The organism is Paenibacillus swuensis (genome assembly GCF_001644605.1).
In the GTDB taxonomy this organism is placed as follows: Bacteria; Bacillota; Bacilli; order Paenibacillales; family DY6; genus Paenibacillus_N; species Paenibacillus_N swuensis.
In genome coordinates this window covers 200,849-227,088 of record NZ_CP011388.1, presented here as the reverse complement: position 1 = coordinate 227,088, position 26,240 = coordinate 200,849, and the positions used below count along the sequence as shown (strand labels likewise).

Sequence of the window (26,240 nt, the reverse complement as noted above, 5' to 3'; positions counted from 1 at the left end):
TGAAATAGCCGTTTTTAGCAATATTTTGTTCCAAATGAGGAAGATTTGATGGAAACACCCATGTTAAGTTTATGATGAGAACGCTCAAGCATGGGAGGCATGGAAGAATGAATACACTTGAACAAGCTAAGGAGTCAACGAAACATACGATTCCGGCGGATTATATCGAAAAGGTTTATGCAGGCTGGTTAGGCAAGGTAATCGGGGTGCGCCACGGGGGCAATATTGAGCAGTGGTCGTATGACCGGATCGAAAGAACGTTTGGTGAAATTACAGGTTATCTTCATCAATTCAAGAACTTTGCCGCGGACGATGATACGAATGGACCTATGTTCTTTCTGCGCGCATTGGAGGATTATACGCATACTGGCGAGATTACGGCGGAGCAGATGGGGCTGACATGGCTGAATTATGCGCCGGACGGCCACGGGTTCTACTGGTGGGGAGGCTACGGTAAATCCACAGAGCATACAGCCTATCTCAACTTGAAAAATGGAATCATGGCACCGCAATCCGGTTCCATCGAGCAGAACGGTAAAGCGGTAGCGGAGCAGATTGGCGGACAAATCTTTATTGATGTATGGGGATTAATCGCACCTGGAAACCCACGTTTAGCCGCGGAATACGCGGAGAAGATCGCCAGCGTGTCCCATGACGGGAACGGCAAATACGGCGGGATGTTTATCGCGGCTTGTATCGCTGCGGCATTCAACACGAAGGATATGGGGAATATCCTGAACGCGGGGTTATCCGTGATTCCGGACGATTGCGAGTTTACACGGATGACTAAGGCGGTTATGGAATACCACAGAGAACATCCGGAGAACTGGCGGGAAGCCTTCTTCTATGTCAGAGATCATTTCGGGTATGACTTGTACCCTGGGGAATGCCACATTATACCTAACGCCGCCGTCATTGTACTTTCCTTGCTTTACGGCGAAGGGGATTTTTCGAGAGCGATTAATATTTGCAATATGTGCGGATGGGATACGGACTGTAATGTTGCCAATGTAGGAACAATTATGGGTGTCCGTAACGGTCTGGAAGGCATTGAATCGTCATGGCGGGAGCCGATTAACGATTTCCTGTGTTGCTCCAGCGTCATCGGTGCATTGAACATCTTGGATATTCCATGGTGCGCATCCTATATCGCTAATCTTGGTTACAAGATTGCAGGCGAGGAAGCCCCTGGAGAATGGAGCTCCATTCTTAGCGGAACTGCTGCGCGATTCCACTTCGAATACGCCGGTTCCACGCATGCTTTTCGTACGGATTCCGATGAAAGCGGAGTTCACGTTACCAGTACCGTAACAAATACAACGGATGCCGCGGCAACGGGATCCCGTTCGTTGAAAGTCTTCTTTGATCGGGTTAACGGGGGATACGGATACCGTGTATATCATCAAACCTACTACCGTCCAAGCGATTTCAACGACAGCCGTTATGATCCGAGCTTCTCACCGCTGTTGTATCCCGGACAAACGATAGAAGCCAAAGTGATGGTTCCGGATTTCGTCGGGCTGGGGATTCAAGCGCGTCTGTATGTTAAGGACGGTAACGCGGGTGTCAGACATTATGGAGATCTAGTTTCGCTTGTGCCTGGCGAGTGGACGTCGATAAGTTATTCCATACCTTATATGGAAAACGTATGTCTAGAGCAAGCGGGAGTCGAATTCATACCATCGGAAGGCTGGTCTTCAAACTTGGTCGCCTACCTCGATCATTTCAACTTTACAGGTAGTCCTAACTACGCTGTGGATTTCAAGCATGAGCGGTTGGAACGCTGGTATGGTCTTCATATTGAGGTAAGTCAATGTACGTATCTTCGCGGATTGTGGACGCTGGAAGACGGTGAACTCTCCGGAAGTTACTACGGGGAAACTGCTGAATGTTACACCGGTGATATTGCATGGAAAGATTATATTTATGAGGCCGTTGTTCATCCTCTTACTGGTGATCATCATCAACTCTTGGTACGGGTTCAAGGCGGAATTCGCTCCTACGCTGTCGGGTTTGGTTCGGACAATCAATTGATCCTTTCCAAAAATACGAACGGGTATCAAGTGCTGGCCTCTTGTCCTTATGAATGGACTCATGGAAGAGATTATCACATTTCGGTACAGGTCCAGGGTGCGTGCATTACGGCGAGTGTTGACGGTCAGGAACTGCTCCAGTTTGAGGACGCCGACCAACCCTATTTGACAGGACAGGTTGGTTTCGCCAATACAGGAGGTAGTCATACGCATTACAAAAAGTTTTCCGTAAAGGGAATATAGCCGTAATTAACAATTCACTAATGCTTTTGAGGATAGCCCATGTATCTATGCATGGGCTATTTTCATTTGTGTTAGGATATATGACATTTAATCTAAATTTTATTGGTGAATGGGTGTTGTTGGTGCATTTATATAAACCAATTTGTAAGCTACATGTTAGGTTAAGCGCATTCAATATTGTATTACTTTATCAAAATGTTACTTTACATTCCATGACATAACTTTTAAAATAAATGAATAAGGCCGAAAGTAAGGAAGGACGGATGATAGCATGGCGGTAGAACTCAGATTGAATCAAGAACAAACATACAAGCTTGCGTTAACCCCTGAATTACGTCAGTCGGTGCAGATTTTGCAAATGTCAGGATATGAGCTCACTCGTTATCTTGAAGAGGAAACGCGGGATAATCCTTTGTTGGAATTGGAATACCGTTACGAACGCGGGAAGACAGTAAATCGTTCATCGGGGCAGTTCAGTGGAGAGTATGATCCATTTAGCCGGATTCAGGCTGCAGGAGAGACGTTGGAGCAGCAACTCATAGGTCAATTGAATGTGTTGACGCTTTCGGTGGATGTTTATGACGCAGCGGTGTTTCTGGCGGGCAGTCTGGGAGAGCAAGGATACCTGGAGACGTCGCTGGAAGAGATCGCTTTGACGACTGGATATACTATAGATTTGTTAAAAGCAGCGTTACATCAAGTTCAGAGCTTTGAGCCGGCGGGGGTTGCCGCCAGAAATCTAGCGGAATGTTTGCTGCTCCAGGTGCGAAGGGATGCCGATGCGCATCCGTTGGCGGAGGCGGTAATTACTTCGCATCTCGAGGGAGTAGCACAAGGAAAACTGGCTGTGGCCGCACAGGCATTGAAGGTTCCGGTGGCAATGGTGAGCGACGCGCTTCGTTACATCCGCTCATTGGATCCGAAACCAGGAACTTCATGCGCTCCGAAGCAAACCCACTATATCGTTCCGGATGCTTACATTGACGCGGTGGAGCCCGGTCAATACGTCATTCGAATGAATGAGCGGTATATGCCCAAGGTAACTTTAAGCACATTCTATCAAGGTGTGAAATGGGATTTAATATGTAAGGAAACTTCGAGTTTTCTGAAGGAACGGGAACGTTCGGCGGATTGGTTAATGCGGAGCCTGGATCATCGGAAGAAAACATTGGTTCGGGTCATTGAAACCATCGTGGAAGAACAAATGGATTTTCTGCGCAGAGGCGAGCGATATTTGAAGCCAATGAATTTAAAGGTGATCTCGGAACGTCTGAACCTGCATGAATCCACAGTGAGCCGGGCTATTGCCGGAAAATTCGTGAAGCTGCCCGCAGGTATATATGAACTCAAGTACTTCTTCTCCTCGGGTCTCCAAACCATGTCCGGCGAAGCGGCTTCCTCCAGAGGAATTAAATCTAGAATCAAACTTCTGGTGGATCAGGAAGATCGCCGCAAGCCCCTGTCTGACCAGAAAATCGCGGAGCTTCTCCAGGACGAAGGCGTCCACATCGCCCGCCGCACGGTCGCAAAGTACAGGGAGGAGCTTAGGATTCTGCCTTCGAGTGTACGGAAATCAACTGAATAGTTGAAGGTGAACTTTCAGCGGAGTACTTAATTTTCATAGGTCGGGGTTGAATTGATAGGTGTTCTTACCCATGGCTTTGGCCGAATACAAAGCATTATCCGCCTGTTTGAGTACGACTTTCAACGGGTTGCCGTCGCTTGGAGCATAAAGGGCAATCCCGATACTGACAGACAATTGAAACCCTTCCAATGGAATATCCCAAGAAGATAATTGAGAGAGTAAATATTCCGCGTGCTTACCCCATTCTTCTTTGCTCAAGTGATCAATCAGGTTAATGACGAATTCATCTCCGCCTAATCTAACCGCGACACCATTGTGCCGCTGAACGAAACCCTCAAGCCTTAAAGCAACTTCCCGTAATATGAAATCTCCCGCTTCATGTCCGTAACTGTCGTTAATATTCTTAAAACCATCCAAATCAAGAAAGAATAAAGCTCCGCCGGTACCAAACTTTTCTTCAAAATATTTATATAGAAACTGACGATTATAGAGACCGGTTAAGGAATCTCGATAAGCCAGACGCTCTAAGTCTAGATAATAGGAGAACATTTTGGCGATAGTTTGGATCGTATTCGTGCTCTTCGCGGTAATTGTATTGGCATGGGTATGAACAGCGCACAGCGTACCGAATGCCTCGCCATTAGAAAGAATGATGGGAACACCTAGATAGGAATTAATATTCGCGCCGATCAGGGCTTGTCTCAAGTCATCCAGTTTCGTTTCCCTACTCATATCCTCATAGATTAAAGGTGCATTATTGTCAAAATCAATTTGATTACAAACCGTGTCGTTTATATCGATAACCATGCCTTCATGAATATGAATGCTCGGGTTCGGTTCGGAAAGCTTAAGAATCATTTGTTTTTTTCTGGCAAAAGAAGTTAAGTAAATAAGCCTGTCGGGCAGAGACTCTTTGGCCATGGCTAATATGTCTCTGGCGATTTCATCAAAATTTTTGTAATATTGCATCTCGTTTATGGATATTTGAATGGTAACCACGCTCCCATGAGGTCTTGTGCTAGAATAGCGTTACTCTATCCAATTATACTAGAATTGAATAGGGTATTCTATATAGTTTAGAAGTTTGTGAAGGAGGCCATATATGAAAACTCATACTTCTGAGCGTATTAAATTTCCAAAGGGTTTTTGGGAGGGATTACAGCAATTAGGGATGACTGCCCAAGAAGTAGCTCGTAAAGCACAATTGCCTCTTACTATTATGACTCAGCCGGAAGTAACGATTTCCCAATATTTTGCGATATGGCAGGCTTATTCAGATTTATTCGGTGATACGGCCGAAGCGATTATCAACCTCGCCACCGCTTTCGATACAACGAAATACCCGCCGCCCGTTATGGCGACTTATCACGCTCGTGACTATCGGGATGCTCTGTACAGGATGGCTCGCTACAAACAACTGTGTCCACCGGAAGGCTTGCTTATTACAGAGGAGGGGGAGCACTGTGTAATCGAACTCGAATGGTTGTCTACCGGTCTAGCCGGCCCGCCGATCTTGGTTGGTATCACATTGGCCTTTCTTCTGGAGCTTGGGCGTCGTGGCACAGGTCAACCTTTGAATGCGCAGTTCGTCGAATTTTCGCAACCTATGGGGGATGTGCAGCTGCTTGAAGCTTATTTCGGTTGTCCTATTCGGTCGGGTGCGCAGAGTAACCGGTTATCGTTACATCGGCGGGATTTGGACCTCGCCTTTATCTCATACAACGAAGAGTTACTGCAGATGCTGACTCCTGTTCTGGACCAATCCTTGGATGAGCATAAGCGTAATCAATCCATTGCCGAGACGGTCAAATGGATTATGATACGGAGTCTCCCAGGGAGACAACCCGACATTAAGACGGTGGCTAAAGAGCTGAATATGAGCGGCCGTACTTTGCAGCGCCGGCTGACGGATGACCAAACAAGCTTCAAGCTTCTGCTAACCCAAGCTAGACATGAACAGGCGCGAGCTTACTTGGCCGATCCCTCGCTCGGTATTAAGGAAGTGGCTTTCTTGATCGGATATGAAGACCAGAACTCGTTCTATCGCGCTTTCCGACTTTGGGAAGGCGATACTCCTTCGAATTGGCGTAATAAACACGCTGCTACTAGGGCGATGCGGCTCTAGCCCTTCCCGGGTTGTATGATTGGCGTGTGACACAAGAACCTTGGCGTATAAAGCTAGTTACTGAACAATCCGGACAAGGTAGTATAATCCCTATCACAGAATGTGAAAGACACAGAATGATGAGGGCGATGTATGATGGATATGGGATTACATAACAAAACAGCTTTAGTTACAGGATCAACGCGAGGTATAGGTAAAGCAATTGCGATGGAGCTTGCCAAAGAAGGTGTTCATGTATTCATTAACGGCCGAAATTATGAAGAGGCAGAACGAACTGTAAATGAGATCAAGTTGAATTTCCCTGCGACTTCTCCTCAGAATGCTGCAGCCGATCTTGTGGATCTTGAGCAAAGAGAAGCTTTATTTAGACAATACCCCAAAGTGGATATTCTAGTTAACAACATGGGTATCTATGAAATCATGAATTATGAGGACGTTGACGATGAGGTATGGGACAAATACTTCCGTACGAATGTTCTTGCTGCAAACGGATTAACTAAATTTTATCTGCCCAACATGTTAAAAGAGGATTATGGCCGCATCATCTTTATTGCAAGTGAAGAAGCCGTGATGCCTTCGGGGCAAATGCCGCAGTATTGTATGACCAAGTCGATGCTATTATCCTTATCCAAAAGTTTATCCAAATTAACAAGAGGAACAGAAGTTACTGTCAATACGATCATGCCAGGACCGACACTCTCTGAGAATGTACAACAAATCATTGAGGGGATCTATCCTGATACCAATATGACTTTTTCCGAAAAAGAGAAAGATTTCATGACCACGAATCTGCCTCAATCTGAAATACAGCGCTTTATCAGGCCAATGGAGATAGGCAGATTAACTGCATTTGTGTGCAGTCCTTATGCTTCGGCCTTTAAAGGTTCTCCGATCCGTATGGACGGGGGAATGATCCCAACTATTTTTTGATCATTGCCTTGTATTGATATCCTTGTGGTTGTGGAGGTATATGGAATGAACCACTCCTATTCAATATGGAGTGGTTTCTCTTTTGAAGTCTTTAGTCGATTCTAGACAACAACTCAAAAGGACTGACTGCCCATAAGAATCATTTAATTAACCCATAAACCAAGATTAATTTGAAATCCCTTCGCATCTATTTTACTCCTTACTTTTTTGTACACTTTATAATAAAAGCGGGAGGAATTAATACTGCCTTTTGATGTGTGTACCACACTGCATCCGAATTTATTTCCTCTTGGATGACAACATCTTCAACAACTCTTTCAATTTGAAAGCCGGCTTGAATTAACTCATTAATATACGTGCTAAGCTTCAATTGATTCATTATAGCCGGACTATCCCATGGTTCACACTGCTGAAGACCCTCTTCATGGTAAGACTTGTTAATTATTATTTGATTGCCGTTTTGGCTTAAACGATTGTGAAGCGGATGCTCCCAACTAAAGATAAAACTTCCACCGGGCTTCAAATAGTCGTATAAATTGCGGAGTGTCATTCGCAAGTCCACAGACCAACCAATTGCATAAATTGAATAAACAATGTCAAAATACTCGACTGGGATACCGGGATTCTTTTCCATCGCTCCTTGGAAAAGATTTAATTTAGTTGTGCAATCCGAGAGCAGGTTTCGTGCTGTCTCAATTTGCGTATCGGATAAATCTATTCCCCAAAGCTCTGAGGCTCCCTGCGAGGACATATATTTCAGGGAGTGTCCACTACCACAACCGATTTCTAAAACCTTCTTACCCGAAAGATCACCGAATAGCTTAAGTTCGTTTTCTTTGGGTAGAAATGGACCGTATATAGGAAGCGCGGTTCTTCCGAAAAATCTTGGCGCCGCTTCATCCCAACTTTTCTTATTGGATGAGATATACTCTTCCTTTATGGATTCCAACATGAGTATTTCCTCCTAAACGAACTCTAAGATAATGTATCGACAATATATTCCACTAGTGTTTTTTATTTTCCTGCTCGTTCATAGCCGTATTGTTCATTCACCACATAGAAGCGGGTCCCCGCATTCACCGGGGACCCGCTATTTTGCCAAGTGAAGTTGTCAAAGTGACCTAAGTCGCTTGTAAAGTGTGTTGAAATGTTTAGTGGAATCATCTACTGGGTAGAACCGAAGAGGGAACGGGGGTGTGGTGTAGAGTTTACGTGCATCCTTTGAATTCGTATTCCAACCGCCTTAACCTAATCAAGTGAATACGAAGTCAAGAGAGGCCGAAACCACACCCCCTTTCCTCCCACACGCGCAACAGTAGATCTTTCCGCCAAATCTTTCAACACACATAAATCTCATTATGTCACCACCAACACACCAGCGGGTCCCCGCATTCACCGGGGACCCGCTAATTTGCCAAGTGAAGTTGTCGGAGTGACCTAAGTCGCTTGTAAAGTGTGTTGAAATGTTTAGGTGGAACCATCTACTGGGTAGAACCGAAGAGGGAACGGGGGTGTGGTGTAGAGTTTACGTGCATCCTTTGACTTCGTATTCCAACCGCCTTAACCTAATGAAGGGAATACGAAGTCAAGAGAGGCCGAAACCACACCCCCTTCCCTCCCACACGCGCAACAGTAGATCACTCCACCAATAGATTTCAACACACATCAAGCTCCCTTATGTCACCGCCGACAACGGAACGCCCGATGCAACCAACTTCCCCAACCCCGACTGCGTCAGCTTAATCCCGGTACGGCCGCGGCTCACGATCAGATAGCCGTCCTGCTCCAGCTGATCAACCCGGTGGCGAATCTGCTGCTCGCTCAGCGGACGCGAGCTTCGGGAAGATTTCTCCGAAATCTTCTGCCGGCCCACAGGCTCGCCCTTGCGGTTGTACAGATACACCGTCTCGAGGATGAATAATAATTCCTCCTCATCCGAGATCGCCACAACCGCGTCACTCTCGCGTGAGCCGCCCACAGCCGTGCCGTCGGAGCGGTACACCAGCTCGCCCCGGTTCCCGGCCGCGCTCCGCTGGAAGAAATGCTCCTCCGGGATGTCGTCCAGCGTAACCACGTCGCCGTCGCATACCGCCAGCATGTAATCCAGCGTATTCTTTAATTCGCGGATATTGCCGAACCATTCATATTGCGTTAACCGGTGCAATACTTCAGGCAGAATGACCACGCTGTCGCGGCCCGTAACACGAGTGAAATGGCGAATCAACCGCGAAATATCTTCCTTGCGCTTTCGAAGCTCCGGCAGATGCAGATAGAGCACCTTCAAGCGGTGATACAAATCCTCCCGAAATTTGCCCAAATCAATCATCTGCAGAAGGTCTTTATTGGTTGCGGCGATGACCCGCACGTCAATAGGGATGATTTTGCTGCCGCCAATCCGCATAATTTCCTTCTCTTGCAGCACCCGAAGCAACCTCGCCTGCAGCTTTAATGAGATGTCCCCGATTTCATCGAGGAAGATGGTGCCGCCGTTGGCTTGCTCGAAGAGACCGGTTTTACCGCCTTTTTTGGCCCCCGTAAACGCTCCTTCCTCATACCCGAACAGCTCGCTCTCAATTAAATCCTCGGATAAAGCGCTAAAGTTAATGGCCAGGAATGTCTGTTGATTCCGAAACGACGCGTTGTGCATGGCGCTGGCAAAAAGCTCCTTACCGGTGCCGCTTTCCCCTTCAATCAGCACCGTGAGATCCGTCTTGGCCAGCTTGGCCGCCACATCTTTGGTCTTGTTGAGCAGCGGGCTGTCCCCGATAATGTCCTGAAAGCTGTACTTGGCCACAAAGCCCTTCTTGACCAGCTCGCGGCGTAAGGTGCGCTCCATTTTGATCGTCTCATGCATGTCCTTGAACGTAACCACGATACTGTCCTCGGTTTTCAAATGAAGCTTCTCGACCATAAAATCCGTCTGATTCAATGCAAAGCATTGCCCGCCGGGGTCCGATTCGCCAACGATATATTTCACCAATTCCGGATGTTGAATGACTTCCACTAAAGGCCTGCCGATCGCATAACGCGAGGACATCCGAGAAGCCGTCTCCATAATTTCATTAAATACAGTGATCCGTCCCCGGGTGTCCAACGCCATAATGCCGTCATTGACACCGTTCAGCACATGCTTGAAATGATCGTTCAATTGCTCGGTTTCAGCGTTGGTGAGTGCCAGTTTCTTGCTGAGTTCAATGATTTTGCCTGTAAAACGGTTCGAGATCTCTCGACCTACCGCCGCCGGCAATTGCAGAAACCGGATGATTTCCGTAATGGTTGTAATGTCAATGAGCCTCGGTCCGATGTTAATAATGTCAGTCACATATTCGGGAACAAGCTCGAATTCGCCGGGTGTGATGGCCAGGGGGACGCGGTGCAGGTTTTTTTTGCCTGGAAAATAGGGAATGTACTCAATGTTGTCAATGCCGAGCTCCAGCAGGTTGGTAATGGATTCCGAAACGGTTTCAGGAAAGTCATTGACATAAAGAGCGCGCGTGCCCTTGGGGAGTTGCAAAAGTTTATCGATGTGCTCGTAATTGGTGATCCGGTCGGCGGTAATGACATGACAGCCTTGCCCGATAAAAGGAGAGACTTCCTCCTCGATCAAATGGGACGAGAGAATGATCATTCGATCATGTATCACGGACGGAATATCCTGTTCCTCCAAGGAAAAGCTTTCAGCCCGGACATAATTGCCCAGAATATCTTCCAATTGAGCATGCAGTGTTTTCCGCGTTTCTTTGGTGCCGGCAAGCAGGGTGAGGATTTGGGCCATCGTTTATGTTGCTCCTTCCTGTTAAAACCGAAATTGGTAAACCATCAAGGAACCATCTATGACCATATTCTAGCAAAATGTCAGCTAATCTATCAATGTAAATTTTTCGTAAAGTAAGTAAGCGTTTTAATATCGTTATCGGCAGGGAGAAAGATTTTGAATGTCATTTAAGTTCACATTCCCTGAAGTTGGCACAGATGTTGCTTAAGGTATAGTCAAAGGGATTTCGAATCATCACGAGGGGAAATTTCTTAACAATATGGGGTTTGAGAAGGGGATGGAGTATTTGAGAAATCGTAAATGGCTTGGCATGTTGCTTGTTCTGATGTTGTCTCTGACATGGCTTACCGCTTGTAACAGTAACAACGGAAACACACCGGAGAACACGGAAGCGAAAGAAGGCAACACCGGAACGAACGCGGCGAAGACGGAAGAGCCTGCGCCTGAGCCGGAACCCGCGCCGGTACCGCAAACGTTGACTGTAGGGATTGAAGCGGAGCCGACTTCCATGAACCCGTTTAACTCGACAGACGGCAACTCCACCGGTGTTCAAGGTTCCATGTTCGAAGGCTTGCTGAAATTGGATCAGAACATGAAAATTCAACCGTTGCTTGCAACGGAATATGTCGTAAGCCCGGATGCGAAGTCCGTAACTTTCACCCTTCGTGAAGGCGTAACGTTCCACGACGGTTCCAAGCTGACGGCTCAAGTCGTGAAAGACGGTCTGGATTTCGTGCGCAACAAGGATAACAAGATGGCCCGCGCCAGCTTCTTCTCCTTCATTGAAGATATTAAAGTGGTGGATGAGCTTCATTTGACGATCTCCTCCAAGGACGCGAACTCCGCGATGGCGGCTTACATGACGCATTCCGCAGGATCCGTCATTTCCCCGCTGGAGCTGGATAAGAAGAAGAAAGATCCGAACTATAACCTGGATCGTTCGCCGGTAGGCACAGGTCCTTACAAGTTCGCGGAGTGGAAAGACGGTCAGTATGTGAAAGTGGTCCCTTATGACGGTTATTGGAATGCGGAGGGCAAAGCCAAGCTCGAGAGCATTACATACAAGCCGGTTACAGAGGCAAGCACACGTATTAACATGTTGAAAACAGGCGAACTGGACATCGTGAAAAATGTGCCTTCCTTAAGCGCCAAAGAGCTTGAAGGCAGCGCGGATCTGGATATCAGCAAAACCCCGTCCATGGACGTGTACTACGTGGGCGCCAATATAACGAAGAAGCAATACAACAAAGATGTGCGTCAGGCGATGAACTACGCGCTGGATAAAGAGCAGTTGATCGCGCAAGTCGTGAACGGTTACGGCCGCATCGCCGATTCCGCAATCGCGCCTAACGTAGTCGGTTATACCGCGCAAACCCCTTACGCATTCGATGTGGAAAAAGCGAAAGAACTGATGAAAAAAGGCGGTTACGAGAAAGGTTTTGACGCGACGCTATGGACTCGTAACGAGACCGAATTTATCGCGGTAGCCGAGAATGTTTCTATTCAATTAAGCAAAATCGGCATCAACGCCAAAGTAGTTCCGCTGGAGTCCGGTACGATGTTCGACAAGCTGGATGCAGGTAAAGAAACGGATATGTACATTGGCCGCTGGTCCCCGGGTACAGGCGAAGCGGATTGGGGATTGCGTCCGAACTTCCACTCCACCCGCATCCCGCCGAACTACAACAACAGTAACTTCTACGTAAATAAAGAGGTAGATAAGCTTCTGGATGAGGCTTTGGCTACGCCGGATGCGGCGAAAACGCAAGAGATTTATGCTAATGTGCAAAAGATTATTTTTGAAGACGCAGCATGGACGTTCCTGTACAGCCCGGAGTCTATCGTGGGCAAGCGCAAGAATGTGGCTAACGTAGTCATCATTCCTAACGGTTACATGGATCTGAACAACGTTACGAAAGAATAGTTCTGGAAAATCGCGGTCCCGGCGCCTGAAGGTGTCGGGTCTGCCTTTCCGTTTAAGGGCGCATATCCGCCTGGCAACGGACATTTTAAACAAAGAAAGTAGGGAGTCGGTTGCTAAGTTTTATCGTCAAGCGGATCTTCGGCATCATCCCGATTCTTCTCATCGTATCGGTTCTGTCATTCATGCTCATACGTCTGACCCCGTCGGATCCGATTCGGATTATTTACGGTAATGATCTGGATAAAGCTACATATGAGAAATACAGAGCGTTGGAAGGGTTCGACGATCATGTGGTCGTGCAATATGGGCGCTATCTGTGGAACATTGTCAGCCAAGGGGATTTCGGCAAGTCTTACCGAACCAAGTCGGATGTGGCGGGACAGTTAATGGAACGAGGCTGGTCTACCGCGGTGCTTACGATGGTGGCGATGGGATGGGCGATCTTGTTCGGGCTGCTCGCGGGCATCATTTCGGCAACAAAACGTAATACGATATGGGATCGGATTGGTATGGTATCGACCATCACTGCGCTCAGCGTTCCCGAATTCTGGTTCGGCATGGTGCTCGTGCAAGTGTTCTCCGTACAGCTCGGATGGCTGCCTTCCGGCGGCGCCGGCACGTGGAAGCATCTCCTGCTGCCTTCTCTGACTTTAGGCTTGGGTGTCGCGGCCGTCATTGCCCGGTTCACAAGAGCCTCTGTGCTGGAAGTGTTGAGAGAAGATTATGTGCGTACCGCCCGTGCCAAAGGTCAGAAAGAACGGGTAGTCGTCTGGTCTCACGTCCTGCGTAACGCGTTAATCCCGGTCGTCACGATGACAGGCTTGCAGTTCGGGTTTCTCATCGGCGGCGCTTCGGTCGTTGAAAGCGTATTCGCATATCCGGGGTTGGGCGCGCTGCTAGTCGATTCCATCTCAAGCCGGGATTATCCCGTTGTCCAGGCATTAATACTGCTGTTTTCATTTCAGTTCCTGATCGTCAACCTGCTGGTGGACATCAGCTACGGGCTGCTGAATCCGCAAATTCGTTATGACTAAAGGAGAAACGCCATGAAACCTAGCCCAACATCCACTTCTCCTTTCTCCATCTTCGGGAAAAAGGGGGCTGTGCCGACCGATCCGGCGGCAGAACCGGTTTACACCCCTTTTCGTGCTTTCAAGACGAAGTTCATGAAACAAAGGCTGGCGGTCATTGCCGGTATTGTCATAGTACTCATCGTATTAACTGGGATCTTCTCGCCGTTCCTGACGCCTTACACGCCGGACCGGCCGGTGACGGATCAATATGACGCCAAAGGCATTAACATTGCTTCCCTGACAGAGTGGAAGGTACCCGTTCAAGGATTGATGAGCGACGGCACAACGGTGGACGCCGTGCCGAAACTCACGGCCGAAGCGGTGAAGCGCGAAGTGCTGCGCTCCGCTGCCGGAGCAGACGGCGGGATCGTGCTGCGCGCGGTGACGCGCGGTAATACGGCCGTCGTGCTGCGCAGCGGAGACGTGTCCGCCGTCGTAGAAGTGGGCGTATCCGCTGATGCGCGTTCGCCGCAGTTATCGCAGCTGTTCGTGCAGCCGCTGGAAGCGCCGCTGGCCATTGGAGACACGGTTGCCGCGGCGTTAAGCGGTGTGCTGACCGACGGAACCCGGCTGGCTAACTCTGAGGCGGTGGCGAAGCAGGCGGCTGCGGAGGGAGCCGGTAAGGAGAAGAAAGCCGATAACGGCTTCGTAACCTCGGATGCAGCTAAGGCCCAAGAAGGATTGAGCTATGAATCCTTGACGCCTCTGGTTGTCGGTGTAACGCCGGAAGGGGAGATTAGCGCCAATCGCAACGGAACGGGGATTGTGAAGGTGTCGGCGGGGCAAACCGCTTCGCTCCTGATTGTTCCGGTAGGCGCGGGCATTGCAGGAGGGGCGGAGGTGCAGGCCCCGGTGCTCACCGCTCTTACGCTTAAAGAGTCCTATGCTTCGCTTGAGGATTTGTACAAACATCAGCCGCCATCCGAGCGCCACCCGTTCGGAACGGATCATGCGAACCGGGACATCTTATCCCGGATTATCGCCGGAACGCAGCAGACCTTGATTATCGGATTTGTCAGCGTATTTGTGGGTGCGGCAATCGGCGTTCTGTTCGGTCTGCTGTCCGGTTACTACGGCGGCAAACTCGACATGCTTATCACGCGGGGCGCCGATATCCTGCTATCCTTTCCGGGCATGCTGCTGGCGATCTTCGTCATCGCGGTGCTGGGTCCGGGTACGATCAACGTCATCCTGGCGGTGGCCACCTTCACCGTGCCGATCTTCACTCGAATCGTCCGCGGCAGCGTGCTTTCGCTCAAGGAAATGACGTATGTTGAAGCGGCCCGTTCGATCGGCGTGAAGGATTCCGTTATCATTCGCCGCCATATCTTTCCCGGAACGCTGTCGGTCATTATGATTTATCTGACGATGCGGATCGGAAGCGCGATTCTGATCGGCGCGGGGCTCAGCTATCTGGGCTTGGGCGCGGATGTTACGGCTCCCGAGTGGGGCGCCATGCTGAATGCCGCGAAGAATAACAGCTCGGGGTTGTTATTTCCGATTTTGTTCCCCGGATTAGCCATTCTCGTAACGGTACTGTGCTTTAACATTCTTGGGGACGGTTTGCGCGACGCGCTCGATCCGAAGCTGAAAGATTAGGAGGTCGAACATGACGGATCATGTGCTGGAAGTGGAAAATCTGGAAGTTACACTGAAGAATGAAGGCAAAGAATTCAAGGTCGTTAAAGGCATCACGTTCAATATCCGCAAAGGAGAGACGCTCGGCGTTGTAGGGGAATCCGGTTGCGGGAAGAGCATGACCTCCTTGTCGATTATGCGGTTAATTCCTTCTCCTCCGGGTCGGATCAGCGCCGGTACCGTGCGGTTGAACGGCAAGGATTTGCTCAAGCTCAGCGACCAGGAGATGCGCAAAGTGCGGGGCAATGATATCTCGATGATTTTCCAGGAGCCGATGACATCGCTGAATCCGGTGTTTCGGATCGGCAAGCAGATGGATGAAGTGCTGCTGCTGCATCGGAATGTATCGAATAGCGAAGCCCGTGAGATTTCCATAGAGATGTTAAAAACGGTAGGAATTGCCCGTGCGGAGCAGATCTATAAATCCTTTCCGTTTCAGTTGTCCGGCGGGATGCGGCAGCGCGTCATGATCGCGATGGGGCTGGCTTGCCGGCCGCAGCTGCTGATCGCCGACGAACCGACTACGGCTTTGGACGTAACGATTCAAGCGCAAATTCTTGATTTGATGAAAGGTTTAAAGGAGCAAACGGGCACTTCAATTATGCTGATTACGCATGATCTGGGCGTCATCGCGGAGATGTGCGACCGCGTGATGGTGATGTATGCGGGGGAAATCGTTGAAGAAGCCGATGCGGATACGTTATTCGAGCGGCCGATGCATCCCTACACCCGCGGCTTAATGCAATCGATTCCGAATCTGGAGGAAGAGCGCGACCGTTTGTTTTCGATTCCGGGCCAGGTCCCTCAGGCAGGGACTGTCGTGCAGGGCTGCCGCTTTGCCGCGCGTTGTAACTATGCGGTAGATGTGTGCAGAGAGCAGGAACAGGAGCTGAGTGATCTGGGAGGCGGGCATCGGGTACGTTGCTGGATGGCGTCTGAAACGGCGTATGCGGGCGGTGCCGCAATCGGCCATGGCTTGGAAAGCAACGTTGTGTCTGGGGTTACAGCAGGAAGCGGAAGCGGCAACAGGTCGCAATCGCAGGGAGGTGCCGGTTTCCATGAATGAATCATTGCTGGATGTACAGAATCTGAAAGTCTATTTTCCAATCAAAAGCGGACTTCTCCGCAAAACAACAGGCTACGTCAAAGCGGTAGATGACGTGTCCTTTCAGCTGGGGCGCGGCGAGACGCTGGGCATCGTCGGGGAGTCGGGTTGCGGAAAGTCCACAACCGGACGCGCGGTCATGCAACTGATTCGACCTACGGACGGCATTGTTCGGTTCCAGGGAGAAGACCTGTCCGGATTGGACGCGGACGCGTTAAGGTCGAGACGCCGGAATATGCAAATGGTGTTCCAGGATCCGTACTCGTCTCTGAATCCGCGTATGACCGTCGAACGTATTCTGCGGGAACCGCTTGAAGCGCACGGCATCGGCAGCCGGGCGGAGCAATTAACGCGCATCCGGGAAGTGATGGAGCTGTGCGGACTCAACAGCGGACAGTTGCACCGTTATGCGCATGAATTTTCCGGCGGACAGCGTCAGCGTATATGTATCGCCCGCGCACTGGTGTTACGCCCGCAGGTCGTCGTGGCCGACGAACCGGTATCGGCTCTGGATGTCTCCATTCAATCCCAGATTATCAACTTGATGACGGATTTGCAGAAGGAGCTGCAGGTCGGCTTCTTGTTCATCTCTCATGATCTTGCTGTTGTGAAGCACATTTCACACCGCATCGGGGTCATGTATCTCGGAAGGATGGCGGAGCTTGCTCCGGCCAAAGCGCTGTATGAGCGACCGCTGCATCCTTACACGCAATCATTGCTGTCCGCCATTCCCCGTTCCCACCCGAAGGCGGTCAAAGAACGGATTGTGCTGAAAGGCGATGTGCCTTCGCCTGCCGATCCGCCGAAGGGCTGCGCTTTTTGGACACGTTGTCCCCAGGTGATGGAGCACTGCAAGTCCGTTCGACCAGAGATGACAGATATGGGCGGCGGCCGCTCGGTCGCTTGCCATTTATATACTTAAGCTTTACTTAGTGGCGCTACAGAAAGGGAGGTCCCGCATGGAAGAAGATTTAGTTGTGGTTAAGAGGGGGCCCTACACGGAAAGCAAGCACCGCGGGCATATCGCCGTCATGGATGCGACAGGTAAATTATTATATTCGGTCGGGGACCCCAAACGATTGACCTTTACCCGTTCCGCGCTTAAACCGGTGCAGGCGATCCCTTTAGTGCAATCCGGCGCCGCGGAACGGTTTCTGATGTCCGACCGGGAGATTGCCATCTGCTGCGGCTCCCATAATGGGGAAGAGATGCATGTGGACACGGTGCGCGGTATGCTGCACCGCCTGGGGCTGGATGAGTCGGCATTGCAATGCGGATCGCATCTTCCCTATGATCCGCAAAGCGCCGAGAATCTGCTCCGGGGCGGAGGACAGGCTTGCACGGTGCATAATAACTGCTCTGGCAAGCATGCGGGCATGTTGGCCCTGGCGAAATTTCTGCAGAGCGACATCGAAGCTTATCATCTGCCTGAACATCCTGTGCAGCGTATGATTGCGGGAACCCTGTGCGAGGTTACCGGCTTGTCCGCGGATTCATTAGCCGTGGCTATCGACGGCTGCGGCGTGCCGACGTACGGGATGGGGCTCGACCGAATGGCTTTGATTTATGCTCGGTTTGCCCGGCCGGAAGGTCTGGAGTCGAATCAGTTGCGCCTTGCGGTGTCCCGCATAGTGAAAGCGATGACCGCCCATCCGGAGATGGTGGCAGGCCGTGAAGTGTTATGCACTGATTTAATGCGGGTTGCCAGCGGCGATCTGGTGGCTAAGGCGGGGGCGGAAGGCGTCTATGGCGTCGGGTTGCCGCGGGAAGGGCTCGGTATCGCGGTGAAAGTGGAGGACGGTAATATTCGCGCCGCTTTTCCCGCGGTCATGGAGACGTTACGCCAATTGGGCGCGCTTAGCGACGAGCGTCAAGCTGCTTTGGCATCGTATCATACACCGACGCTAAGGAATCGCGCACATACTCCGGTTGGAACGATTGAACCGGTATTTACATTGCGCGCGGCAGTGGTTTAATTTTGCAAAGAAGCGGAAGTGGTGGGATGTTGCACAGAGGGATTCGGTACAACCTGATATTGTTGACAGGTATTGCTGTATTAAGTCTGGTGCTGTTAAGTTTGGCTGTGTTCTATACCCAATGGGAATCGCGCAGGTCGGATGAGCGGGTAAAGAACGTGCTCGAGGCCAAGGACGCGGGAGCAAGAATCCGTGAGACGTTAAGTGAAATCGAATTGGGCGAAAGCCAATTGCTGGCTGCATTGGATCCAAAGCTTGGCGATGACGTCAAGCAGTCTCTGACCCGTCTGGATACATCCATTAGGGAGTACCAAGTGATTTCCGGAAATGCAGAGGAGGCATCTGCTGTTTCGCAAATGGGTAAAGACGCTGCGTCCTATGGCAAGGGGTTTGAGGGGTTAATCGGCAACGTCGGAGATATGAACGCTTTGACTACCGATATGGTTTATTCCGCCACTTCTTTTGAAAATACAGTTAGAGCCAACAATCAATTAGAACTGTTGTCCGGCATGTTGTACCTCAGGCAGACGGAGAAGGATTTCCTGTGGAGACGGGATGCGGCTGTGGCCGAAACGTTCCTCAATCGTTTCCGGGAGATGCGTGCCTCTCTGCAGGGCTCTACGGTAATGCTGGAGGCGGAGCGGGCCATACTTATGCGTAATTTAAACAAGTATGGTGAGTTGTTTGAGCGGTTGGTCGCTTTGGCACAATCCCAAACTCAATTAACAAGTGATTTACAAAATAATCAACAGCGGTTGCAGAAGCAAATTTCTTCGGTTAACAACCGTCTGGCGCAGAATCTGATCGAGATGGAACAGGATCGGGATCGGACGCGTTCCGGCATGACGGTGCTGCTGGGACTGTCTGCGGCTGTTGCTGTGTTGCTCATGATATGGATTGGATTGGCTATAACCCGCGCACTCTTCACATCTATAGAGGAGTTGCTGAAAGGGGCCCGGATTATAGGTCAAGGGAACCTGCTGTACCGGGTCAGCGGTGTGAAAGGCAAAGAGTTGTCTGAGCTGGCCGACGGTTTCAACGATATGGCCGCGCATGTGGGAGCAGCGTTCCGCGGTGTGCTGGACGCTTCGAATCAACTTTCAGATTCGGCTTCCGCTTTGGCCGCCGCGTCGCAACAGACGGAGGCGCACACGGAGGAAGCAGGCGCCGCGGTTCGGCAGATTGCGGCGGGGGCCGGTGAACAGGAGCGGCGTATGAGCGAAGGGCTGGGGCAGCTGGCCGACATTGATGTGCAGATTCGTCAGGTTAACGATTCCGCGGAGCGTATTGCCCTGCTAACGTCGGGCTCGCAACAATTAGGCGAGCGGGGGCTTGCCGAGATGGAACGTTTATCCCTCGCGCATGCCAAGTATAGCGAGGTCTCGGCCAAGCTGATCGAAGACGTCCGGGAAACTTCCGACAACGGGAAAGCGATTGTGCGCATGGTGGATACGGTTCGGCAGATGTCGGAAATGATTAACTTGATTGCAATCAATGCATCCATCGAGGCGGCTCATGCCGGCGCTCATGGGCGCGGCTTCGCCTATGTGGCGAAGGAAATTAAGAAGTTGGCCGACAAGACGAAGAGCGAAGTGCGCAGAATCGATGAGACCATCGGCCGAATGGAGGGCGGAATGTCTCATCTGCGAGAGGGCGTGCGGCTGCTGGAGCTTGGAGCCACGGAGCAGGATGCGGCGGTCCAGAAGACGGAGGAAGCCTTTGGTTCGATAGCGACCCAGATGCAGCGTATGGCCGGTGATATCGAGGCGATCCGCTTATCCTTCGGCGAAGTGAAGGCATCCTCGGGGCAACTCGTCGGGGGGATGCATGAGATTGAGCTGATTTCCAGAGAGTCCGCCGCCGCTTCGGACGGGATTGTCTCGGTCAGCGACGAACAGCTTCAGGCGGTGCGCGCCATCCGGCAGGAAGCGGAGCAGGTGCAGATGTTAGCGGATCGGCTAGTGGCGGAGGCGGGGAAGTTTCGGTTATAGGAAAGTGGAGTTGGTGCATGGCATGACGGTAAATGTCTACGTTGAGGTGACACTCAATTTCGCTAAATCCGGCGACGGTAACTGTTTACTCTCATGTGCTAGCCAAATACGCTATATTCGGCTGTCCTAAGAGTATTTCATAAAAAAGGTAACCGAATTCTCTAGTGTGCTGCGGTGACTGCACACGAGAGAATTCGTTACTTAATACGCCGCCGACAATCTCGAGTGCTGAGAAATAAAGAAAGTTCACAACACTCGAGAGTAAATAGTTACTTAAAGGTACATTAATGGAAAACTGCAACATAAGACGGTAACTGTTTACGCTGAGGTGACTCCAGGTGACAACAAACAACAGCCTAAATTAAAAGAGGTTAAACCCTAATACGGTTTAACCTCTTTTTGGCGTTCCACTGCAAACTAGACTACCAAACTGGACTCCAATCCTTTTCTCGCGGCAAACTCATCCTTGACGTCTTGCAGACAAAGCGGCTGTGTCAGCAAATCCAACCCGGTCCAAGCCAGCGCCTTGGCGCCCATTAACAAGGCATGCTGCCCGCGCTCATCCCCTGCGGCATCGCGAAATTCGACGGTGTGCCCTCCGTAGGGACAATCCGGCATTTGCACATAGGGATGAATGGCCGGCACCACATGACTCACATTTCCCATATCGATCGATCCGTGATCCAAGCCTTGCTTGATCTTCTCAGGCGGAACACCTAACGCTACCAAGTTACCTGTGAACAGGTCCGACAACGCTTCATTCGTCATTAAGTCATCATATCCGAGCTCGTAATTTGAAATCTCCAAACGGCAGCCTGTAGCTAACGCGGCGGCTTCGGCGCAGTTCTTCACTTTGTCCACAATGCCAGGCAATGTGTTCTTGGAAGCGGTGCGAACGTAGAACTGCGCACAGGCGTAGTCCGGGACGATATTGGCCGCTTCGCCGCCTTTCGTAATAACACCGTGTATTCTGACCTCCGGCGTCAGGTGTTGCCGCAAAGCATTAATGGCCGTGAATGTCAGCAGGGTCGCGTCCAATGCGTTAATTCCCTTGTGCGGCCCGGAAGCCGCATGGGCGGAGCGTCCGTGGAATTCAAACTGCAGAGCTTCCAATGCCAAAGATTTCCCGCTCCGTTCATAAACGGAAGCCGGATGTGCCATCATGGCGGCGTCAATGCCTTTAAAGTAACCTTGCTCAGCGAGCGTTACTTTCGCTCCGCTCGTTTCCTCGGCCGGTGTTCCGAAGACGGAAACAGCTCCGCCATGGGAGTCCACAACCGCTCTTAGAGACACGGCTGCAGCCAAGCTCATAACGCCGATAATATTATGCGCGCACGCATGACCCAGTCCGGGCAACGCATCGTATTCTGACAAATAAGCAATATGTGGACCGGGTTTGCCCGAGTCATAGCATGCATGAAAGGCTGTAGGCAACCCCGCGGTTCCCCTGGTAACCTGAAAATCGAATTCCTCTAACATTCCGCTTAATAACTGGGCAGCTTTCACTTCACGGTGCCCGAGTTCAGGGTTTTCCCAGATGGTTCTGCTGGCGGCATTCCATACCGCATGTTGTCCTTCAATCCACTGGGCCACCTTGCGCTTCTCCAAATCCATAGCTGTCATCTCCCTGCTCAACTGTTGCTTAAATCTATTCATCATCTACTAGCAAAAATAATGCCACTTAAGTACCCATTCAAATTATGATCAAATCCTCATCAAATGTACTTAAATGCTCAAAACTGGTTGCCAGATGGGTCTATCCCATTGCCGAAGAATACCAACTAGGATGACACATGGAAGCACAAAACGGAGCAGTTCCGTGACCATAGCGCCACATACACTCTTCCCATGTTAATTTTGCTTACATTTCATACTTGGCTCGGATTTTGCTAGTTTCCTTACTAGTACGTTATGGAATGGAGAAAGAGGAGGAAACAAGATTGGGTGAACATGTAATGAAGGGGAAAGTCAAGTCATGGACGGCCTTGCTGCTGGCGGCAACATTAACGTTCGGGAGCGCCGGGTTGTCCAACGCATCAGGAGGCGTCGCAACAATGGATAGCACAAGAGTTAAAGTCAATGCCGCATCGGATAAGACTGCTGTTAAAGCTGCTCTGGCGGAGTTGAATCCGGGAGGTTGGACATCGCTGTCAGGAACATCGCAAGGCACGGACGTTCCTTACGCTCTGCTCGATGAGAAGGATGAAATGGGAAGCGGCTTTTCAACGGTTGATGATTTTGAAGGCGCATTGCACCGGGCTCTTGCCTTAGGAACCGCAAACGATAAAATTTACGATGAATACCCCGCATCGGAGTTGGCGGAAAGCCTGAACGAGGTTGGTGCTTCCGGTTGGAACCTACTATCCGGAGCGGAGAAATACGCTGCTGCCCACGTTCTGTTGATCAGCGGAGATGATGAACTTTACTCTACGATTTTCGACTTTAAACCGGTATGGGAAGGCGTGCTAACGTCCGCTCCCACGGCAGCGGAGCAGGCTCCTGTCGTACCGGCCGCGGAAGTAAACAAACCGATCCAGGCTTCAGGTACACCGGTACCGGGCGACGATGAGAGTTTAGTCTGGTACTCTTCCGCTCCGCTGAAAGCCGAAGTAGATTCGGAAACAGGCTTGGTAACTCCTTTACGTTACGGGAACGCGACGATCAGCTATGTCATCTACAACCATGCGGATTACACAATCCAAGCTTACGGCTCCAAAAATGTAGACATTGCCGATGCCGTGGCTCCTGTTGGATCCGTTTATCAACCGACCGAGGGAACGAATGGTAAGTTCTACATTGTGTTCTCGGAAGATCTGCATGATCAAGTGGAAAATCTGGACACGGCGGATGCCTTGTTCGATTCCGTAGAGATTCTACAGGAAGACGGAACTGGTGTGCCATTCCCTCTGGTGAAGGACTTCGGTACTGTCGAATCGATTCGTCCTGATATTTTGAAAGTGGCATTGCCCGGATTAGTATTACAACAAGGTGAAAGATTGAAGCTTACGTATGCGTCTTCCGTTAGGGATTTGGCCATGAATGCCGCAACGCCTACGGTAACTCTGCCTGCGGAAGCGGACACGGACGGACCGGTAGCACGGGTGGTTATGCCGGAGCCGGGTGTGACGGATAATGTGTATGTTTACTTTAATGAGCCGCTGAGCGCGGACACGCTAAACATTGATTTGGCATCAGACTTATTGGCTTCAGCGGAGCTGGTTACGAATAACAATGAATCCTTCCCGGTAAGCCTTTCCGCCAATGCGGGGTCCGTAACCTGGACAACGTACGAGGACAATATCCCTGCGGCCGCAATCCAAATAGACCCGATTCTAGTTCCGGAAAACGGACTGTTTAAGCTTCGGTTGAAGCCTTCCGTTAAGGATGCATTCGGCAATGCGGCACAGAACGGAAATGTGTTGCCGATCGGCGGCGCATTTAAGATCACGAACGATCCGCTTCACCAAGCGGTTCGCAAAGCGGCAGGCGGACGATTGCCGGTGATTGCGCATATTATGTCATCCAAATCCAGCTGGAGCGCCGCGAAGGCGGAATACTATAACGATGCCGGATCAACGGTGTCCATTGAGAAAGAGTGGATATTACAGGGATTTGATCCTGTCTTGGTTCGAATTGAAAGCAAATACTACGACGAGGATTCCGTAAATCCGGATGTTGTGAAAACCATTGCTGAAGCAACATCCGTATTCCTTGCCGGAGGAGACCAAGCCTTGCATGCGCGCAGTTTCCTCACCGATGCCGGTGGAGATACGCCGGCTTTGAGAGCGATGCGTAACGTATACTTCAGCGGCGGTGTGATTGCGGGTTCCAGCGCGGGCGACCATGTGTTGAGCGACATCATGTTCGGCGGCGGTGTAAGCTACCTGGATCTGAAGCGAAATGATTTCATCGAGAGCACGATTGCGTCCAAGTGGATCGGGAGTACGACTACCGATGAATCCGGTCTGATGAAAGGCTTTGGCTTCCTGCCAGCGAATGTCATTTCGGATTCGCACTTTGATGCGCGGGGACGTCTAGGACGATTGGTTGTCGCCATGCGCGAATCCGGCAAGTCCATTGGCCTCGGCATCGACGAGGATACAGGAATCAGCATTTCAGGCAGCATTGGAACCGTAACGGGGACTGGTGCAGTCTTCGTTCTGGATGCTGCGAATGCGGAGTATGGCCCATCGGGGACCGGAGAGAAATTCAGTGTCAAGGGAATAACGGTCCACTACCTGACTGAAGGGGATACGTATGATTTCTCGACAAATACGGCAAAGAGTAATCACTCGGATTTTAATTTCACAGGCGCAGATACGACTACTCCTTTACCAATCAGTACAGATATTTTTGCCGGTTATCAAACGACAGAGTTAATGAAGAAGCTCGCGTACAGCGGACATCAGACAGCGTATGGAGTTACAGATGAAACAGATCCAAGTTATCTGGTTACCTTCACCAAGAATGACAAAACGGTACTTAGCATTAAAGACCAACGTTATACGATCAGAGGCATGGGTTTAGCAATCAACGAAGGCACCTTACCGGATACGAATCCAGAACCACAGCCAGAACCTCAACCAGAACCACAACCAGAGCCGAATCCGAACCCGAACCCAACATCTCCACCTGTTACGAATCCGGATCCCGGACCTGTCACAACCGAGCCTAAGCATCAAACCAAGCTAGGAACCGATTCGTTAACAGGCGCCAAAACATCGACAACGGAAATATCCGCGGAAGCGGCTATTAAATCCATTAAAGCAGCCGTTACAGCAGGTTTGAAATCCATCACAATCGACACCGCACCCGCTGCCGACATAACCCGGGTACAATGGAATGTACCGGCCAATGTACTAACGGAAGCCGACAGTGCAGGAATCAGCATCCTGTTCAAAGGCAGCGGCGCTGAGGTGACATTACCGCCAAAAGCTTTGGAACCAGGCAACGGTCCCATTCTGCTGGCTCTAGAGAAAGCGAAGGCGACGCTAAGCGGATATACTTCCATGACAGAAGGAATCCGACTTATTGCCGAGTCAAACGGTAAAGCATTGGAGCGGTTCCAAACACCTGTAACTCTAACGTGGAGTTACACGCCGGCCAAGGAGCTGGACAAGAATCGCATTGTGGTTATGGTTAAAGGAAAGGGCGGAACATTGGGAGCCAACAGCGAAGGCTGGTATCCGGTCAATGCCGCAATAATCAACAACACATGGAGCATAAACGCCTTGCAACCGGCAACTGTCGCTGTATTCCACTACGAAGGAACATTTACAGACATGAACACGGATGCAACGGTCTCCGCAGCGGTTCTAAACTTAGCTTCCAAAGGGATCGTGAAAGGAATTGGCAATCAACAATTCAAACCCTCCGGCATAGTCTCACGTGCGGAATTCGCCACGATCGCAGCGAAACTGCTAAACTTGCGAGACTTAGGTGCAACCGCGGCTTTTGAAGATACAAAGGCTGACGCTTGGCACGCTTCTTATATTACCGCTCTCAAAGAAGCCAAGGTCCTTTCAGGTACAGGTACAGGCAAATTTATGCCGGACAAGGGACTGACTTATGAAGAGCTTGCCGTACTATTAGTTCGTATTGCGGAAGCCAACGGCTTGCTGATGAAATCGGTAACGTCAGCCAGCACCCCTAAAGTTTCAAAGTGGGCTGCCAAATCCGTTGAGACCGCAATCACATCCGGATTATTCGCGAGCGGAGCGATTGACACTCAGGAAACGGTAACTCGAGGTAAGCTGGCGGAAGTTATAGTGCGGTTTAACGACCTTTTGAACGCCAAGTAATCACATGTTATGATGGGGGAGCAGCGCTTAGGCGTGTGCTC

The 26,240-nt window shown here is 50.5% G+C and carries 16 protein-coding genes; 12 read left to right on the top strand and 4 right to left on the bottom strand.

Annotated elements, in window-relative coordinates; all coding sequences use genetic code 11:
* Positions 1–107 precede the first annotated feature (107 nt).
* Together SY83_RS01190 and rpoN are read left to right on the top strand one after the other, a co-directional pair.
* Complete coding sequence (locus tag SY83_RS01190; RefSeq protein WP_068603484.1) at positions 108–2,276, top strand: ADP-ribosylglycohydrolase family protein; 2,169 nt, start codon at positions 108–110, stop codon at positions 2,274–2,276.
* Positions 2,277–2,565: 289 nt separating this feature from the next.
* Positions 2,566–3,861 carry an RNA polymerase factor sigma-54 gene (gene rpoN, locus SY83_RS01185; RefSeq protein WP_197479930.1) on the top strand — a complete coding sequence of 432 codons (1,296 nt, stop codon included), beginning with the start codon at positions 2,566–2,568 and terminating at the stop codon, positions 3,859–3,861.
* 33 nt (positions 3,862–3,894) lie between these two features.
* Here rpoN and SY83_RS01180 read toward each other — a convergent pair whose 3' ends face one another.
* Positions 3,895–4,830, bottom strand: a complete 936-nt coding sequence (locus SY83_RS01180; RefSeq protein ID WP_231891348.1) for a sensor domain-containing diguanylate cyclase — start codon at positions 4,828–4,830, stop codon at positions 3,895–3,897.
* Positions 4,831–4,963: 133 nt separating this feature from the next.
* On the opposite strand from SY83_RS01180, the gene SY83_RS01175 reads away from it, so the two are divergent.
* Positions 4,964–5,986 carry a helix-turn-helix transcriptional regulator gene (locus SY83_RS01175; RefSeq protein WP_068603480.1) on the top strand — a complete coding sequence of 341 codons (1,023 nt, stop codon included), beginning with the start codon at positions 4,964–4,966 and terminating at the stop codon, positions 5,984–5,986.
* Between the two features lie 135 nt (positions 5,987–6,121).
* A complete protein-coding gene (locus SY83_RS01170; protein WP_068610728.1) occupies positions 6,122–6,916 on the top strand; it encodes an SDR family NAD(P)-dependent oxidoreductase in 795 nt (264 codons plus the stop codon).
* A gap of 199 nt (positions 6,917–7,115) precedes the next feature.
* Here SY83_RS01170 and SY83_RS01165 read toward each other — a convergent pair whose 3' ends face one another.
* Both SY83_RS01165 and SY83_RS01160 read right to left on the bottom strand, forming a co-directional pair.
* Entirely contained in the window at positions 7,116–7,868 is a 753-nt protein-coding gene (locus SY83_RS01165) for a class I SAM-dependent methyltransferase (RefSeq protein ID WP_068603479.1), read from the bottom strand.
* 723 nt (positions 7,869–8,591) lie between these two features.
* Entirely contained in the window at positions 8,592–10,691 is a 2,100-nt protein-coding gene (locus tag SY83_RS01160; protein WP_068603477.1) for a sigma-54 interaction domain-containing protein, read from the bottom strand.
* Positions 10,692–10,950: 259 nt separating this feature from the next.
* On the opposite strand from SY83_RS01160, the gene SY83_RS01155 reads away from it, so the two are divergent.
* From SY83_RS01155 to SY83_RS01125, 7 genes are all read left to right on the top strand, one after another.
* Complete coding sequence (locus SY83_RS01155; protein ID WP_231891347.1) at positions 10,951–12,615, top strand: glutathione ABC transporter substrate-binding protein; 1,665 nt, start codon at positions 10,951–10,953, stop codon at positions 12,613–12,615.
* 110 nt (positions 12,616–12,725) lie between these two features.
* Positions 12,726–13,649 (top strand): ABC transporter permease, encoded by a 924-nt coding sequence (locus SY83_RS01150; protein WP_068603475.1) that lies wholly within the window; start codon positions 12,726–12,728, stop codon positions 13,647–13,649.
* Between the two features lie 12 nt (positions 13,650–13,661).
* Positions 13,662–15,287, top strand: a complete 1,626-nt coding sequence (locus SY83_RS01145) for an ABC transporter permease (protein WP_231891346.1) — start codon at positions 13,662–13,664, stop codon at positions 15,285–15,287.
* Positions 15,288–15,297: 10 nt separating this feature from the next.
* On the top strand, positions 15,298–16,392 hold the full coding sequence (locus SY83_RS01140; RefSeq protein WP_068603473.1) for an ABC transporter ATP-binding protein: 1,095 nt from the start codon (positions 15,298–15,300) through the stop codon (positions 16,390–16,392).
* Positions 16,385–17,353 carry an ABC transporter ATP-binding protein gene (locus tag SY83_RS01135; protein WP_068603472.1) on the top strand — a complete coding sequence of 323 codons (969 nt, stop codon included), beginning with the start codon at positions 16,385–16,387 and terminating at the stop codon, positions 17,351–17,353. Before SY83_RS01140 ends, SY83_RS01135 begins: the two co-directional genes overlap by 8 nt.
* Before the next feature lie 37 nt (positions 17,354–17,390).
* Positions 17,391–18,407 carry an asparaginase gene (locus SY83_RS01130; protein ID WP_068603470.1) on the top strand — a complete coding sequence of 339 codons (1,017 nt, stop codon included), beginning with the start codon at positions 17,391–17,393 and terminating at the stop codon, positions 18,405–18,407.
* 26 nt (positions 18,408–18,433) lie between these two features.
* Positions 18,434–20,398 carry a methyl-accepting chemotaxis protein gene (locus SY83_RS01125; protein WP_068603468.1) on the top strand — a complete coding sequence of 655 codons (1,965 nt, stop codon included), beginning with the start codon at positions 18,434–18,436 and terminating at the stop codon, positions 20,396–20,398.
* Between the two features lie 417 nt (positions 20,399–20,815).
* Here the strand turns inward: SY83_RS01125 and SY83_RS01120 are convergent, their stop codons facing one another.
* Complete coding sequence (locus SY83_RS01120) at positions 20,816–22,012, bottom strand: M20 family metallopeptidase (protein ID WP_082882240.1); 1,197 nt, start codon at positions 22,010–22,012, stop codon at positions 20,816–20,818.
* 326 nt (positions 22,013–22,338) lie between these two features.
* On the opposite strand from SY83_RS01120, the gene SY83_RS01115 reads away from it, so the two are divergent.
* Positions 22,339–26,199, top strand: a complete 3,861-nt coding sequence (locus SY83_RS01115) for an S-layer homology domain-containing protein (protein WP_068603465.1) — start codon at positions 22,339–22,341, stop codon at positions 26,197–26,199.
* Positions 26,200–26,240: the final 41 nt, after the last annotated feature.